This is a genomic window from Nocardia sp. NPDC060249 (assembly GCF_042728755.1).
Taxonomy (GTDB): domain Bacteria; phylum Actinomycetota; class Actinomycetes; order Mycobacteriales; family Mycobacteriaceae; genus Nocardia.
Genome location: NZ_JBHXAQ010000004.1, coordinates 94,541 through 109,691 on the forward strand (window position 1 = coordinate 94,541; position 15,151 = coordinate 109,691).

11 protein-coding genes are annotated in these 15,151 nt (G+C 67.9%); 5 read left to right on the forward strand and 6 right to left on the reverse strand.

The features are described from left to right. Positions 1-50 precede the first annotated feature (50 nt). From trmB to ACFWFP_RS17420, 3 genes are read left to right on the forward strand one after another with little or no spacing between them, the layout of a single operon-like run. Positions 51-854, forward strand: a complete 804-nt coding sequence (gene trmB, locus ACFWFP_RS17410; RefSeq protein WP_379296167.1) for a tRNA (guanosine(46)-N7)-methyltransferase TrmB — start codon at positions 51-53, stop codon at positions 852-854. Continuing rightward, positions 851-1,567, forward strand: coding sequence for an NYN domain-containing protein (locus ACFWFP_RS17415; protein ID WP_211300370.1), 717 nt, complete (start codon positions 851-853; stop codon positions 1,565-1,567). The genes trmB and ACFWFP_RS17415 overlap by 4 nt, the downstream gene beginning before the upstream one ends. Continuing rightward, a complete protein-coding gene (locus tag ACFWFP_RS17420) occupies positions 1,568-5,617 on the forward strand; it encodes an MMPL family transporter (RefSeq protein ID WP_379296169.1) in 4,050 nt (1,349 codons plus the stop codon). It begins immediately after the preceding gene. 62 nt (positions 5,618-5,679) lie between these two features. Here ACFWFP_RS17420 and ACFWFP_RS17425 read toward each other — a convergent pair whose 3' ends face one another. The 5 genes from ACFWFP_RS17425 to ACFWFP_RS17445 form a co-directional block, all read right to left on the reverse strand. After that, positions 5,680-7,356 carry a DUF2339 domain-containing protein gene (locus ACFWFP_RS17425; protein ID WP_379296171.1) on the reverse strand — a complete coding sequence of 559 codons (1,677 nt, stop codon included), beginning with the start codon at positions 7,354-7,356 and terminating at the stop codon, positions 5,680-5,682. 501 nt (positions 7,357-7,857) lie between these two features. Beyond that, positions 7,858-8,529, reverse strand: coding sequence for a DUF1707 domain-containing protein (locus ACFWFP_RS17430; RefSeq protein ID WP_379296173.1), 672 nt, complete (start codon positions 8,527-8,529; stop codon positions 7,858-7,860). A gap of 61 nt (positions 8,530-8,590) precedes the next feature. Further along, positions 8,591-9,241, reverse strand: a complete 651-nt coding sequence (locus ACFWFP_RS17435; protein ID WP_379296175.1) for a response regulator — start codon at positions 9,239-9,241, stop codon at positions 8,591-8,593. Positions 9,242-9,257: 16 nt separating this feature from the next. Beyond that, positions 9,258-10,436, reverse strand: coding sequence for a MacS family sensor histidine kinase (gene macS, locus ACFWFP_RS17440; protein ID WP_379296177.1), 1,179 nt, complete (start codon positions 10,434-10,436; stop codon positions 9,258-9,260). Then, complete coding sequence (locus ACFWFP_RS17445; RefSeq protein ID WP_379296179.1) at positions 10,417-11,658, reverse strand: AI-2E family transporter; 1,242 nt, start codon at positions 11,656-11,658, stop codon at positions 10,417-10,419. Before ACFWFP_RS17445 ends, macS begins: the two co-directional genes overlap by 20 nt. Before the next feature lie 414 nt (positions 11,659-12,072). On the opposite strand from ACFWFP_RS17445, the gene ACFWFP_RS17450 reads away from it, so the two are divergent. Together ACFWFP_RS17450 and ACFWFP_RS17455 are read left to right on the forward strand one after the other, a co-directional pair. Beyond that, positions 12,073-13,632: an adenylate/guanylate cyclase domain-containing protein gene (locus tag ACFWFP_RS17450; protein WP_379296788.1), complete on the forward strand. Its 1,560-nt coding sequence runs from the start codon at positions 12,073-12,075 to the stop codon at positions 13,630-13,632. 9 nt (positions 13,633-13,641) lie between these two features. Then, the gene (locus ACFWFP_RS17455; protein WP_379296181.1) at positions 13,642-14,712 is read left to right on the forward strand and encodes a YbhN family protein; all 1,071 of its coding nucleotides are present in this window, start codon (positions 13,642-13,644) and stop codon (positions 14,710-14,712) included. 30 nt (positions 14,713-14,742) lie between these two features. Here the strand turns inward: ACFWFP_RS17455 and ACFWFP_RS17460 are convergent, their stop codons facing one another. Beyond that, positions 14,743-15,099 carry a DUF3054 domain-containing protein gene (locus tag ACFWFP_RS17460; protein ID WP_379296183.1) on the reverse strand — a complete coding sequence of 119 codons (357 nt, stop codon included), beginning with the start codon at positions 15,097-15,099 and terminating at the stop codon, positions 14,743-14,745. Between the last annotated feature and the right edge of the window lie 52 nt (positions 15,100-15,151).

Sequence of the window (15,151 nt, forward strand, 5' to 3'; positions counted from 1 at the left end):
TCAGCGGTCCCCCGAACTCGCCTGCGACGCAGCTGCGCGCATGCTGGACAATGGACGACGTGAACGACGCCGCCAACCACGCCGAGCCGACCAGCCACAAGCTGTCGGAGATGCCGAACGACGCGGGCAGGCGCTCGCTCACCGGGTCCCGGCTGTACCCGCGCGTCACGAGTTTCCGCTCGCGGCGAGGCGCGCTGACGCCGAATCAGCAGACCTCATGGGACCGCACCTGGCCGGTGATCGGGCGCGATGTGTCCAACGATCCGGTCGAGGCCGACGCCTGGTTCGGGCGCGAGGCGCCGCTGGTGATCGAGATCGGCACCGGCACCGGCACGGCGACGGCCGCCATGGCGAAGGCCGAACCGCACCTGAACCTCATCGGCATCGAGGTGTATCAGCCCGGTCTGGCCCAGCTGGTTCAGCAGATCGAGCGCGAAGAGATCGAGAACATCCGGTTGCTGCGCGGCGACGCCGTCGACGTACTGGAGAACATGGTTGCCCCGGAATCGCTGATCGGCGTCCGGGTGTTCTTCCCCGACCCGTGGCCGAAGGCCCGCCACCACAAGCGCAGGCTGCTACAGGCGCCGACCTTCGCCCTGATCGCCAGCAGACTGAAGCCGGGCGGCGTGCTGCACGTGGCTACCGACCACGCGGATTACGCCGAGCATATTCTCGAAGTAGGCTCCAAGGAACCGCTGTTCACCGGCCTGAACGACACCACCGGTGGCGACAGTGCCGCCAACCGCTCTACCGCGCCGATCGGTTTCGAACGGCCCGTCACCAAGTTCGAAGGCAAAGGCCTGCGCGCCGGTAGCGCCATCAACGAGTTCATATGGGGGAAGATCGACAGATGAGCGTGAGTGAGATCGCCCCCGAGATGCCGGTGCCCGCCCAGGCAGGCTCCGGTTCCGAGGCGTTGAGCGGTTCCGATGTCCGGCGTGTCCTGTTGGTCTGGGACGCACCGAACCTCGACATGGGGCTCGGCGCCATCCTCGGTGGACGTCCCACCGCCGCTTATCGCCCCCGTTTCGACGCGCTCGGCCGCTGGTTGCTGGCCCGCACCGCCGAGATCTCGGTCGCCTCCAAGGGGCGCATCGAGGCCGAGGCCACCGTCTTCACCAATATCGCGCCCGGCACCGCCGACGTGGTCCGCCCGTGGGTGGAAGCACTGCGCAATGTCGGCTTCGCGGTGTTCGCCAAGCCCAAGATCGACGAAGACTCCGATGTCGACGCCGATATGCTCGCCCACATCGCGGCCCGTCAACGCGACGGTGGTTTAGCGGGCATCATGGTCGCCTCGGCCGACGGCCAAGCCTTCCGTGAACCACTGGAAGCCATCGCGGCCAAGGGAATCCCAGCTCAGGTGCTCGGATTTCGTGAGCACGCGAGTTGGGCGGTCACTTCGGATACCCTCGGGTTCGTCGACCTCGAGGACATCCCCGGCGTGTTCCGCGAACCGCTACCGCGGGTGAGTCTCGAGTCGCTGCCCGACGAGGGCGCTTGGCTGCAGCCGTTCCGGCCGCTGTCCGCGCTACTCACTTCTCGCCCTGGTCAAGGAGTCGCTTAAGTGTTCACCCGCTGGGGCGATCTGGTCTACCGGTTCCGCTTCGCCGTCATCGTTGTTGTCGGTGCGGCCATGTTGGCGTTGGGTGCTTACGGCATGGGGCTCGGCCCTCGCCTGACGCAGAGCGGCTGGTTCGATCCGGGCTCGGAGTCGGTGCAGGGCGCGCAGATCGCCGACGGGTCCTACGGGCGCGACCACAACGCCGACGTCATCGTCATGTACAACGCCCCCGAGGGCAAAACGATCGATGACCCGGAGTTCCAGCAGAAAGTCGTCGCCAGCCTGACCAGGGTTGTCGCCGAACATCCCGATCAGATCGGGAAGATCAACGGCACCTATTGGAAGGTGGGCGAGGCGCCCGCCGTGCCGTCGGCGTTCGGGTCGAAGGACAAGAAGCACGCGTTCGCCTCGATCGCCATCGCCGGTGACAACGACACGGTCATGATGGCCAATTACCGTGCCGTGCAAAACGTCTTCTACATCCCCGGAGTCGATGTCGAGGTCTCGGGCCTGCAACCCATCGCGGTCACCCTGACCGACACCCTCGACCACGACTCCAAGCGGATGGAGGTGCTGGCCTTCCCCGCGGTGGCGATCCTGCTGTTCTTCATCTTCGGCGGCATCGTCGCCGCCGCGCTGCCGCTGATCATCGGTGGTCTGACGATCATGGGTGCCACCGGCATCGTGATGGCGCTGACCAATTTCACCGAGGTCAACATCTTCGTCACCGGCGTCGTCTCGATGATCGGGCTCGGTCTCGCGATCGACTACGGCCTGTTCATAGTCAGCCGTTTCCGCGAGGAGCTCGCCGAGGGGTACAGCACCGCCGCCGCTGTGCGGCGATCGGTGATGACCGCCGGACGAACAGTTGTCTTCTCCGCGACGATGATCATCGCCAGTCTCGGTGGCATCCTGATCTTCCCGCAGGGCTTCCTGCGGTCGGTCGCGTACGGCACCATCGCGGCTGTCTCGCTGGCGGCGCTGACCGCGATCACGATCCTGCCCGCGATGCTGGGCATCCTCGGCCACCGCGTCGACGCGCTCGGCCTCAAGCGATTCCGCAAGACCAAGACCGCCGAGCAGATCGAGAACGGCTTCTGGGGCAACACGACCCGCTGGGTCATGAAGCACCCGCTCAAGATCGCCATTCCGATCACCGTCGGTCTGCTGTTGCTGATCATCCCGGTCAAGGATCTGGCATTTGGCGGCATCAACGAGAAGTACCTCCCGCCGGACAACACGACCCGCTCCTCGCTCGAGCACTTCTACGAGGTCTTCCCGCAGAAGAAGACCGACCCGATCCAGCTGGTCTTCGTCTCGGACAACACCAACGCGATCGGCAAGGTCTGGAAGGAAGCCAACCAGGCTCCCGGGCTGGTCGGCCCGTTCGAAGTGCCGGTCAAGTCGCCGACCAACCCCGAGGTGTTCCGGACCTCGGCGACCCTGGTCGATCCCACCGGCGGCGCCGAGCCGACGATCGACTACCTGCGCTCGATCGAAGTGCCCGACGGCGTCACGATGTACGTCACCGGTCAGCCCGCGCTCATGGCCGACAGCATCGACACGCTGCTGGAACTGATGCCGTGGATGATCTTGCTCGTGCTGGTCACCACCACCGTGCTGATGTTCCTGACGTTCGGCTCACTGGTGCTGCCGATCAAGGCCGCGTTGATGAGCGCGCTCGGTCTCGGCGCGACCCTCGGCATCCTCACGTGGATCTTCGTCGACGGTCACGGCGCCGGGGTACTGAACTTCACGCCACAACCGATCAGCGCACCGGTCTTGATGCTGATCATCGCGATCATCTACGGCTTGTCGACCGACTATGAGGTCTTCCTGCTCTCCCGCATGGTGGAGGCACGTGCCCAAGGCGCGTCGACCACCGAGGCCGTGCGGATCGGCACCGCCCAAACCGGCAGGATCATCACCGCCGCCGCGCTGATTCTGCTGGTGGTGACCGGCGCGTTCGCGTTCTCCGACATGGTGATGATGCAGTACATCGCCTACGGCATGATCGCGGCGCTGTTCATCGACGCCACCATTCTGCGCATGCTGCTCGTGCCCGCGATCATGAAGCTGCTCGGCGACGACTGCTGGTGGGCGCCGAAGTGGATGAAGCGCATCCAGGAGAAGATCGGCCTCGGCGAACCCATCCTCGACGACGAGCGCCCCGAACACGGTGGCGTGGTCGACCTGGTGAAGACCACCCCGATCACCGATCCGCCGACCATGCAGATGACGGTGGTCCCCGACTCCAAGCTCGCCCGCACCCCGCGCAGGCCGCGCACGGTCGCCGAGATCGAGGCCGAGGCCCCCACCCAGCGCATCGACAAGGTCGTCGACGCCGAGCCCACTCGTCCGCGCCAGCCGATGTCACCCGATCCGACGCGGCCCCGCGCCTCGATGCTGTCCTCGGGTGAGCCGACGCGGGAGTTGCCGGTCGTCAAGCCGGGTACGCCCGCGAAAGCCGATCAGGAAGAACAGGCGAAGCAGGAGGATTCCGGTCCCGACCTGTCGAAGTACGTGTCCGGCGAGCCGACGCAGGTGCTTCCGATCGTGCAGCCGAACACGCCGAATCCCGGTCCGGGAACCGATGATTCGACCCCGGATACCACCGAGGAAGAAGACCGCGGCTATTCGGGTCCGAGCTTCGGCATCCCCCCCGTACCTCTCGCCGACCTCGGCGATCCCCGCACCGGGCCCGGCGGCGCCGCGCGGTCCACCAACGGGCGCGGACACACGAACGGCACCGCCGAAACGCCCAGCGGCCCTTCGATCTCCCGTCCCGAACCGGCCGACAGCGGGTCCGGCCTCGATCTGCCCGGCATCGTCACCGGCGTTCCGCCGCGTGGCTCCGAACGCGTACAGCCGCCGTCGGGGTACACCCCCGGCGTGATCGGTGAGACTCCGCCGGTGCCTCGGGTATCGACGCCGAGCGAGACCGGCGACAGCGCCGGATTCGGCACTCCCCCAGCTGATTCGCCGCCGCGGCCGAGCATCGTGCCGCCGCCGAGGCCGAACACGGCGACCCCGCCGCCCCGGGGAATAGTCCCGCCGTCCGCGCCGAGGATCGTCAACACGCCGCCGACCGCGGCGCCGCAGGCACCCGCTCCGAGCGAGACTCCGTCGAGCGGCACCTTCAACGGCTTCAGCCCGGTGACCGCGTCGAACCTCCGGCCGGTCGTACCCGACTCCCCCGCACCCGATCCGGGCCCGCGGGCCGAGTCGAACCGTCCGGCCGACCAGGCCGATCCCGCAGTGCGCGAGACGAATTCGCGTCCGCACGAAGTCGAGCCCGCGGGCCCCGATTTCCCGGCGGCACCCGGCGCGCATCGCGGCGAGCCGTACCCGGGCAGCGCGGCTCGCGCGGAGACGGAACCCGATGCGCCGATCCCGCCGCAGGGCGTTTTCGGCACCGCGGTACCCGTCGAACCGCAGCCGAGCACCCCGTGGAACAACGGCATGACGGGCCCCGGCACGCCTCGCGGGTTCAACCCGTCCGATCAGGACAGCGGGCCTCGGTTCTCACCGGTCACGCCGTCTTCGGCCCAGGACACGAGCCGTGATCGTCCTGTCGCCGAAACCTCCGGTGACCGGCCGGATTCCGCGCGGCGGGCAGGCCTGGTGCGCCCGCAGGTAGCGCCGCCCGGATTCACCGAGGTCCAGCGCGAGACCGCGCCTTCGCCCCGGCAGCCGGATTCGACAACCGGCGAAACATCCGCCGCCAGTGGGGAACCGGTCGACGAGGCACCGGCGACCGACCAGATCGGCACCGCCGGTCAGTGGCAGGCGCCTTCCGGTTTCACCGCTGTTCCAGCGCCGGCCGCGTCGCCCACGGAGCCTTCGGACGACGAGTCGCCGCCATCCGCCACCACTGAAACTGATTCCACCGCACCGGAATCCCCTGCGGACACCCGCAACGAGATCGAGAACTGGATGGCTCAGTTGCGCTCGTCGCGTCGCGGTACGGCTGCGGACGAGGGTCGCCACCACGGCAGTGAGGGCCGGACGGTCAGCGTGAACGAACTCCTGCGCCGACGCGAGGACGACTGAGTCTGCCGCGCTGATGCGCCAGGGGACCGGCGGGGCTGTCGAGCCCCGCCGGTTCGCCATTTCTAGGAGACCTGGCGCGGTGGCGCGGCCTCGGCGAAGGCACGCGCGTAGCGGGTTCCGGTGATCAGCAACAGGATTCCGACTGCCAGGAACGCGGTGACACGGACCAGGCCGGACAGCGTCGCCAGATCGAACAGGAACAGTTTCGCCAGTGCGGCCGCGGCGACCAGCAGGCCCGAGACCAGGCAGACTTTCGCGACGGCGGGCGAACTGGCGAGCCTGCGCAATCCGTAGAACAGCGAGCCGGTCGCCACCACCATCCACACGATGGTCGCGAGACTGTGCCCGACGATGAAACCATCGGCACCGCCGAGCGACACGCCGAGCGACACCGCGGCAACCAGCACGTAGTACAGCCCCGCGATACTCACCGCGATCCACACACCGGTGACGAGCGCCGGATCGTCGCACCGCGGCAACCGTGGCACGGCCCACGCCACCATCGCCGCCACACCCAACCCGACCACCGCCGCCACCGCCGTCGCGACATCGAGTTCCCGCACCGCGAGGCCCTGCAGTGCCAGTGTTTCCGGCGTAGCGATCGCCAGCATCACCAGCCCACCGAGCAACGCGAACGCGAGGCCGAGCCCGGCCGCCACCCGGGTGCGACTGACGGCCGCCACCGCGAGGAACGCGAGACCGACCGCGAACAGCGTGGTCGGAAGCAGTCGCGGATGACCGCCCGTCGCCATGGCGCAGGTCTGCAAGAGGGCGACCGCGCCGGTCAGCCCCGCCACCAGCGCCGTGTGCCGCGCGATCCGCAACGGCCCGGCAAGGCCGGGACCCGCCGTCGGGCGCGGAATCAGCGCGGTGGCCGCGAGGCCGAGCAGGACCGTGGCCAGGACGGCGGTGATCGAAGCGCTCACCGCGCGGTCGAACAGCGCGGCGGCGGCGAGCACCGGAAGTGCGGTCAGGGCGATCGTGATGCTCGCGGTGATGTCGCCGGGCCTGCGGCGCACTGCGAGCAGCGCCCCGATCAGACCGACCACCGCACCGGCGATCGCGGCAACCAGGAGCCCCTGCCGCTGCTCCGCCTCCGCGCCGGAGATCGCTCCTTCGATCCCGCTGAACGCCACCATCCCCAGCACGGCCAGCATCACCGGCACAGTGCGCGCCACGTGGAGCACCGGCCAATCCCGGCGCATCTGCACCGGAACCCCCGCCGCCTGCAACACCACCAGGAACCCGAGCAGCAGCAACTCGGTGGTCAACGCGGGCGACAGGGCCGCGGCCCCCACCACGACCCCCACGGCCAACGGCTGCGACTGCCACCGCACCGCGATACCAACCCCGATCAATGCCACCACCAGCGCCACCGCGAGCCCCACCCCACCGGGGACCCATCGGTAATAGCCGGTCACCGCAACAACATCCAGGTACAGCCCGGCGATACCGGTGGCCACCAACGCAATTCCACCTACCCGGCCACCAGGACGACCGAACACCCGCCACCCGAGTCCGACGAGGACCACCGAAAGACCAGCCCCCGCAATGACTCGCGCAATCGGACCGAAGAAGCCCGCCTGCGCTGCCAAGACCAACAGCATCAGCACGCCGACCAGGGTCACCCCGACCCCGGCCACCGCCAGCACCCGAGAGATCACCCCTTCCCGCTGCCACCACGGCACCCGAGCCTCGCGCCCCGGCCCACGCATCGGCATGGGCATCGGCATCGGCATCGGTGCGAAGGGACGGGCAGCCGGATAAGTTGCCTGCCCCCACCCCGCGCCAACCTGACGCCCCTGTCCCGCAGGCATTCCCGGCGTCGGAGCGTACGGCACTGTGTGCCCACCACCGGCCCACCCCGCCTGACCGACGTCACTACCACGGGGCGGACCACCGTAAACAGGCGCAAAGCCCGGAACAGGCGGAGCCACAGCAGTCGCAGGACTCACCGCAGCCGCATCCGGCGGCGTAGGCACCGCATCGCCCCCGCGCAGCGCCCCCTCGGCCCGCAACTGCGCGGACAGCACATCCAGATCGCCCCCCAACTGACCCATGCGGGCGCCGAGCGCGGTGAACTCCCCCGAGAGCCGCGCGACCAGCGCGGGATCAATAGCGGTACTCATATCCCCATCGTCGGCGCCCAGCACCCGCCGTACATGAGTAGAAACCCCCGCCGGCCCCCGTTTCCTACCCGAATCGGCCCGGGTAGCCCTCGAGGTCTCCGGCCCCAGGGGTTATGACCCCAGAAACCTTCGCCACTGCACCATCAAGGGATACTTCGCCGTCACCGACCCGAACCGGATACGTCCGTGCACGACGAGGTGCAGGGGTCCGATCGGCGGCCCGGTCCGCACCTTGTTGTTGGCCGAGGACCCCACCAGATCGAGACCGTTGAGGTCGACGGTGGCCGCCGCGGGGACGAGCAGCGTGAGGCTCGTGCAGTAGTCGTCGACCTGAATCTCCACGATCTGCGTCTGCATCACCGCCTCGGTGAAGTCCAGGGTCACGCCGGACATCAGGTTGTTGAGATGCAGCACCGGCGGTACCTGCCACGGCCCGCGTCGATGAACCCCCGACAACCGGCTGCGGATCGCATTCGGATTCGACCCACCGGCCGGAACCGGGAGGTGGCGTGGGCGCGGCATAGCGGCAGGCTGCGGTGTGCCCGCCACCCGCATTCCGGGCAGGTCGATCAGCACGGCGTTGAGTTCACCGCGGGTCTTGGCGGCCAGCGCGGTGTCCATCCGCTCGGTGAATTCCCCGAGCGACAACATGCCGAGCCCGACGGCACGCTGTAGCAGCTGACCGACATGCTCCCGTTCGGCATCGGAAACACGCAGCTCACGGTCGCCGACGGGACCAACCGTCGCGGCACCGGGTACGAAGAGGGATTCAGGACCGCCCATATCATCGAGGGTAACCAGCCACCCCACCGAGCACATCAGGGCAAACCCCTAATCACTGTGGCTACTCGAGTCCCTGTTCGATCGCGTAGCGGGTGAGCTCGACCCGGTTCGCGAGCTGCAGCTTGCGCAGCGTCGCCTGCACGTGGTTCTCCACGGTCCGGTGCGAGAGATTCAATCGAGTGGCGATCTGCTTGGCCGACAATCCCTTGGCCACCATCCGCAGGACTTCCGTCTCGCGCTCGGTCAACGACGGCCGATGCGGCTGATCGGCGGCTGCCGGTGCGGTCGCCATCCGCCGGTACTCCCCGAGCACCAGCCCGGCCAGCCCGGGCGTGAACACCGGCTGACCAGCGGCCGTGGCCTTGACAGCGTCGATGAGCTCGGCGGCTGACGCGCTCTTCACCAGATACCCGCTGGCCCCGGCCTTGATCGCGTCGAGTACGTCGTCGCGCTCGGCCGAGGCCGACAGCACCAGCACCCGGCTGTGCGGCGACACCCGCAGCACTTCGGCGGTCGCCGCGGCCCCGTTCCCGTCGGTGAGCTGCATATCCATCAACACCACGTCCGGCTGCACGGCCGCGGCCCGACGAGCAGCGGTGCCGACACCGTCCGCGGTGGCAAGCACCTCGAAACCGGCTTCGGCGAGATCGCGAGAAACACCCTCACGCCACATCGGATGGTCGTCGACCACCATCACCGTAATCACCGGCATCGCCCAGCTCCTCTTCTCAGCGCGCCGTGTGGCGCGGAATCCGGAATTCCCACTCGGTACCGAGGTCCGCACCCTCGGTCAGCAAGTCGGCACTTCCACCCAGTGCCTCGATCCGGCCGACGATCGACCGCGAAACCCCCATCCGCCCTTCGGCTTCGGCCGCTTCCAGCCGTCCCGCCGCGATCCCCACGCCGTCGTCACGCACACTCACCACCAAGCCGTCTCCGGTGTCTTCGAGCAGCACATAGGCTTTCGCGTCGGCGCCCGCGTGCAACGAGACATTCGACAGCGCGGTGTTCACCGCTGCCGCGATCTCCTGGGCGACCACCCGTCCCACGAGCACCGGATCGCCCGGTGTGGCCACCGATACCTTCGGCGTGGCGTGCGCGGTCAGCAGTGGCCGCAGATCCACTTCGCCAGAATCCGGGTCGGGCAGCTCCGCTTGCTCGGACAGCAGCACCCGCAACGCCACCTCCTGCTCCCCGGCCCGCTGCGCGAGTTCCTGTGCGGACCCACCTATCTCGTCACCACGGCGTTTGATGAACGCGAGTACCTGCAACACCCCGTCGTGCACCTCGCGAGCCAACCGTTCCCGCTCCTGCGCCGCCGCCGTGATCCGCAACGCCCGCTCGAGCTGGCCCTGCGCGCGTCGAGCGGTGTTGGCCGCCAATCCGAGCGCCAACCCGACCGAAACGAGTACCGGTGCGGTCGCGTCGCCCCAGACGTCCTGTCCCCACTGATCACGGACGGTCACCACGACTGCCGACATGGCCAGTCCCGCAACCACACCCGCGACAGGTCCGCGCAGAATCGCCATCGAGATCACCGAGTTCGCGATCCACAGCGTCGTCGGCAGGGTCTGATGCCCGTGGTACCAATCGTAGTCAGCGACAAGGCGAGTCGAGGCGATCAGCGCGATCGTCACCACCTGATCACCGAACACCACCCAGCCGCGGATCTTGCCGGTCGCTTCGGGGAAGTACCACTGCGACAACAGCAGGGCCGAACTCCCCGACCAGATCGCCATCACCGCGATCAGCATCCAGCTCAGTCGAGGATGCTCGTAGTACGGCACCGACGCGATCTGCTGTCCGATCGCGTACAGCAGCGTGACCAGCCGAAACGCCTGCGCCGCCCGCCACAGCGGCGCGGTCGCGGCGTCGGCCGAGCTCAGCTCAGCTGTGTGGGTCCGCATCGCCGGACTCGGCTTCTTCCATGCGCAGCCGCTTCGCCACGTCGAAGCGGCCCGGTGGCTCGGGTTTGTCGGGCTCGGCGCTGAACCGTTTTCGTTCCTCGGTGGCGACCAACTCGCCGAAGGCCTCTTCCGGACTGTCGGCGAGCAGATAGCGAATCGCCGTGTTGCCCACCGCGATCAACGGCACGGCCAGCAGTGCACCCGCGATCCCGCCGACGACCAAGCCGGCGGTGATGGCCAGCACCACGGCCAGCGGATGGATACTCACGGCCCGCCCGAGCAGCAGCGGTTGCAGCACATGGCCTTCCAGCTGCATCACCGCGATGATGATGCCGAGCACGATCAGCGCGGTCACCAAACCCTTGGTGACCAGCGCGATGAACACCGCGACGAACCCGGCGAAGAACGCGCCGATGATCGGGATGAACGCGCTGATGAACACCAGCGAGGCCAGCGGCAAGGCCAGCGGCACATGCAGAATCGCCAGCCCGGCTCCTATCCCGATCGCGTCGACCGCCGCCACCACGACGGTGGCGCGCACGAACCCGACCAGCGTTCCGAAGCCGAGTTCACCGGCGGTGCGGACCTTTTCGCGGTGCGCGGTCGGGATGATCCGGGTGATGAAGTTCCAGATCTGATCCCCGCCGTAGAGGAAGAAGATGAGGATGAACAGGATCAGGAAGGCGCCGGTGAGAATGTGGCCGATGGCGGTGGCGGTGGTCAGCGCGCCGCTGGTCAGGCTCTCGCGGTTGTCCTGAATGGTGCGCACGATGGTGTCGCCCGCGCTGCGGATCTGCTGATCGCTCAGATGCGGCGGACCGTTGATCAACCAGTCCTGCACCTTGTGCACGCTGTTGGTGACCTCGTTGGACAGCCCCGGCACGCCGTCGACGAACTGTTCCACGACAAAGGTGAGCACCCCCGCCAGCAGACCGATCGACCCGAGCAGCGCGACGAACACGCCGAGCGAGCGCGGAATCCCCACCCGCTGCATCCAGTCGACCATCGGCGCGAGCAGCGCGGCGGCGAGCAGCGCGATGGCCAGCGGGATCACCACGGTGGCGAACTTCTGCACGAGCATTCCGACCGCGAGCAACGCGCCGAAGATGATCAGCAGCCGCCAGCTCCACGCGGCGGCCTTGCGGACCAGGGGATGAACTGCCTCGGCATCCGAGCGCCACGGCGTTGACGCGGTCCCGGAATCTGCCTTCTGGTCGGTCACTCGAGAGAGCCTATCGGTCCGAACGCCGGATCGGTGCTCGTGTCGGCGCCTCGGGAAGAGGTTCTGACCACACCTGCCTATCGACAGACCCGCATGTCTGCGCCCGGCCGAGCCGGTGGTCGTGGTGGCGTCGGCTTGTGCAGCGGATTCGCCCGCTGACGAACCACTGTCCAGCACACGGTTCACCGGCCACGTAATTGTCGGATTCGGCGACTTCTGTTGTCAGTCAGCAATTTTCATATATAGACAAACCGAATTACTGTGAAATATCGACGGGCTCTCCTCGGTTTCCACCCAGGAGTGGGCGAATATCGGTGCGATAATGCCCACCCTCTTGCCTGTCCTGATCACCTGGCTAGGTGGTCGGATAGATTGGCAGGCGTGTCGGCGCCCCTGGAAGCGGTCAAACAGACCATGCGAACGCGCTGGCCGCTGTATCTGACGTCTGTGCTGCTGGCAAACGCCTTCGGCGCGGTGCTGGTGTGGGCCTTCATCCAATACGGCCTGCCGGTTCCGGAGGGCGATCCGGGTGGGGTGCGCCAGACCGGTCTGCTCGCGCCACTGCTCGTATTCGGGGTCGCCGCGGTGCTGAGCATCTTCGCCGCCGCCCTCATGCTGCGGCCGGTGATGCGCTGGCAGATGCGCGGCGGACCACCCAGCAGACGCGAGCAGATGGCGGCCCTGCACGTGCCGCTGCGGCAGTCGATCGTGCACCTGGTGCTGTGGATCATCGGCGGCGGGATCCTGGCGGCGATGATCATCACCGAATCGCCCGAGCTGGCGGGTGCGGTGATCGTCACCGAATGTATGGCCGCCACCATCGTGTTCGGCTTCACCTACATGCTGGGCGAACGCATCCTGCGCCCGGTCGCCGCGCAGGCGCTGACCGAGGGCACCTTCGACCACACGCTCACCCCCGGCGTCGGCACCCGGATGGCGATGACCTGGGGCATGGGCACCTTCGCGCCGACCATCGCGATCGTGCTGCTGTGCGTCACCCAGATCTCCTCGGACGTGAAGTTCTCGGCGAAGTCGCTCGCGATCTCGATCCTGCTGCTGTGCGGCGTGGTGATCCTGCAGGCGCTGGCGCTGTCGATGCTGACCGGTTCCTCGATCTCCGACCCGGTGCGGCAGTTGTCCCAAGCCATCAACAGGGTGCAGGCCGGCTCGCGTGACGTGCAGGTGGAGGTCTACGACGGCAGCGAGATCGGGCTGTTGCAGGTCGGCTTCAACCGGATGATGGACGAGGCGGCCAAGCGCCGCAAGCTGCAGGAACTGTTCGGCCAGCACGTCGGCGAGGACGTGGCGCAGCGGGCACTGGACTACGGCACCGAACTCGGCGGCGAGACCCGATTCGTCGCGGTGCTGTTCGTGGACATGGTCGGCTCCACCGCCGCCGCGGCCGAACGCCCGCCGACCGAGGTGGTGAGCCTGCTCAACGAGTTCTTCCGGGTGGTGGTCGACGTGATCGACAGCCACCACGGTTTCGTCAACAAGTTCGTCGGCGACGCGGCGCTCGCCATCTTCGGCGCCCCGCTGGATCGCCCCGACGCGCCGAGCGCCGCCCTCGCCGCGGCCCGCGACCTGCGCGAGGCCCTGCGCGAGGTGACCAGCCTCGACATCGGCATCGGCGTCTCGGCGGGTCTGGCGGTCGCCGGAAACATCGGCGCCGCGAATCGTTTCGAATACACCGTGATCGGCGACCCCGTCAACGAGGCATCGCGGCTCACCGAATTGGCCAAAGATCACCCCGGCCGCGTTCTCGCTTCGGGCAGCGCGCTCTACTTCGCCGACGAAAGCGAGCAGGAACATTGGATAACCGGCGACGAGGTCCAATTGCGCGGCAGACGCAGAAAAACCCGCCTGGCCTGGCCGAAGTCCGCGATCGCCGCGCCGCGCGAGGACAAGTTACCTGCGTCTTCGCTCCGGCCGTGCGCAGTCTGCGGACGGCCGGAAGCCGACTGTGTTCACTAGGCTGAGACCGTGACGGCCGACGACGACCTACCAGGGGCACCGGCCGAGCGCCGCCGCCGCTTTCGGTGGGTCAAGTGGGTGCTCGGCGCGGTGATCCTCGCCCTGCTCGTCGGCGAAGGCGTGTATCTGTGGCCCCGCCTGCACGAATCCTGGCGCACGCTCACCGAGATCCACTGGGGCTGGCTGTTGCTGTGCATCGTGTTGCAGGCGATGTCGATGAGCGGTTTCGGGCGGGTGCAGAAACAGCTGCTGCACGCCGGCGGGGTGGACGTCAGCCAGGGGAAATCGGTATCGGTGGTCTACGGCGCGACCGCGATGTCGCTGACGCTGCCCGCCGGGCAGGTGTTCTCCACCGCGTTCACCTACCGTCAGACCCGGCGCTGGGGTGCGAGCCCGATCGTCGCCTCCTGGCAGCTGGTCTTCTCGGGCGTGGTCGCCGCCGCCGGGCTGGCGTTGCTCGGGATCGCCGGTGCCGCGCTGGTCGGGCAGGGAATCGGAGTCAAATTCGTCGTCGCGCTGGTGGTACTCGCCGTGGTCCTGTTCGCCGGCAACTATCTCGCCCGCCATCCCGGCGCGCTCGAGGCCATGCTGCGGCGGGCGCTCGCGCTGGTCAATCGGCTGCGCAAGAAGCCCGCCGATCACGGCATCGCCAAGCTGGCCGAGATCCGGGCGCAGCTCGAGTCGGTCGATCTGGGGAAGAAGGACGCGGCGCTCGTCGGGGTGTGGGCGCTGGTGCACCGGTTCGCCGACGTGGCGTGTCTGGGCGCCGCCTGTTACGCGATCGGCGCCGATCCCAAGCTGTCCGGGCTGCTCATCGCCTTCGCGGCGGGCAAGGCGGTGGGGTCGATTCCGTTCGCGCCGGGCGGCATCGTCTACGTGGACGCGACGCTGATCTACAGTCTCACCGCGGCCGCCGGACTGCCCGCCGCGCAGGCCGTCGCGGCCGCGTTCGTGTACCGGCTGGTCAGCTTCATCCTGGTCGCCGTGGTCGGCTGGATCGTCTTCGCGTTCCTGTTCCGCACACCACAGGCCGACGACGAGGAGTACGAACAAGAATTCAAGCAGCAGCGACGAATCTGATCACCGCCGCTCTGATCACCGCCGCTCTGATCACCGCAGCGCGCGAATGGCCGCCCGCCAGCCGAGCAGGAACAGCGCGAGGACGCAGGCCGCGACGATCATGAAACTGAATGCGGTGCCCTGACCACTGATGGCGCGCAACACCATCCCGCCGACGAGGGTGCTCGCCCAGATCAGGATTCCGGTGGGCCACAACGCCGTTGCGTCGAACCGCGTGTTCCGTGCGAGGTAGACCGCCAGGACCCAGCCGAGAATCAGTCCTGCCGCGAAGGGCCACACCGTTTTCAGCAGACCGGCGATGACGGCTTCGTCGTGACTGCGCCTCCCGATCGCGCAGAAGAAGATCACCAATAGAGCATCGATACCGAACGGCGCGTATCTCTTCACCGACGTAGCGTAACCGGTCAAGATCGACTTCGAGACCGGGTTCATAGCCACT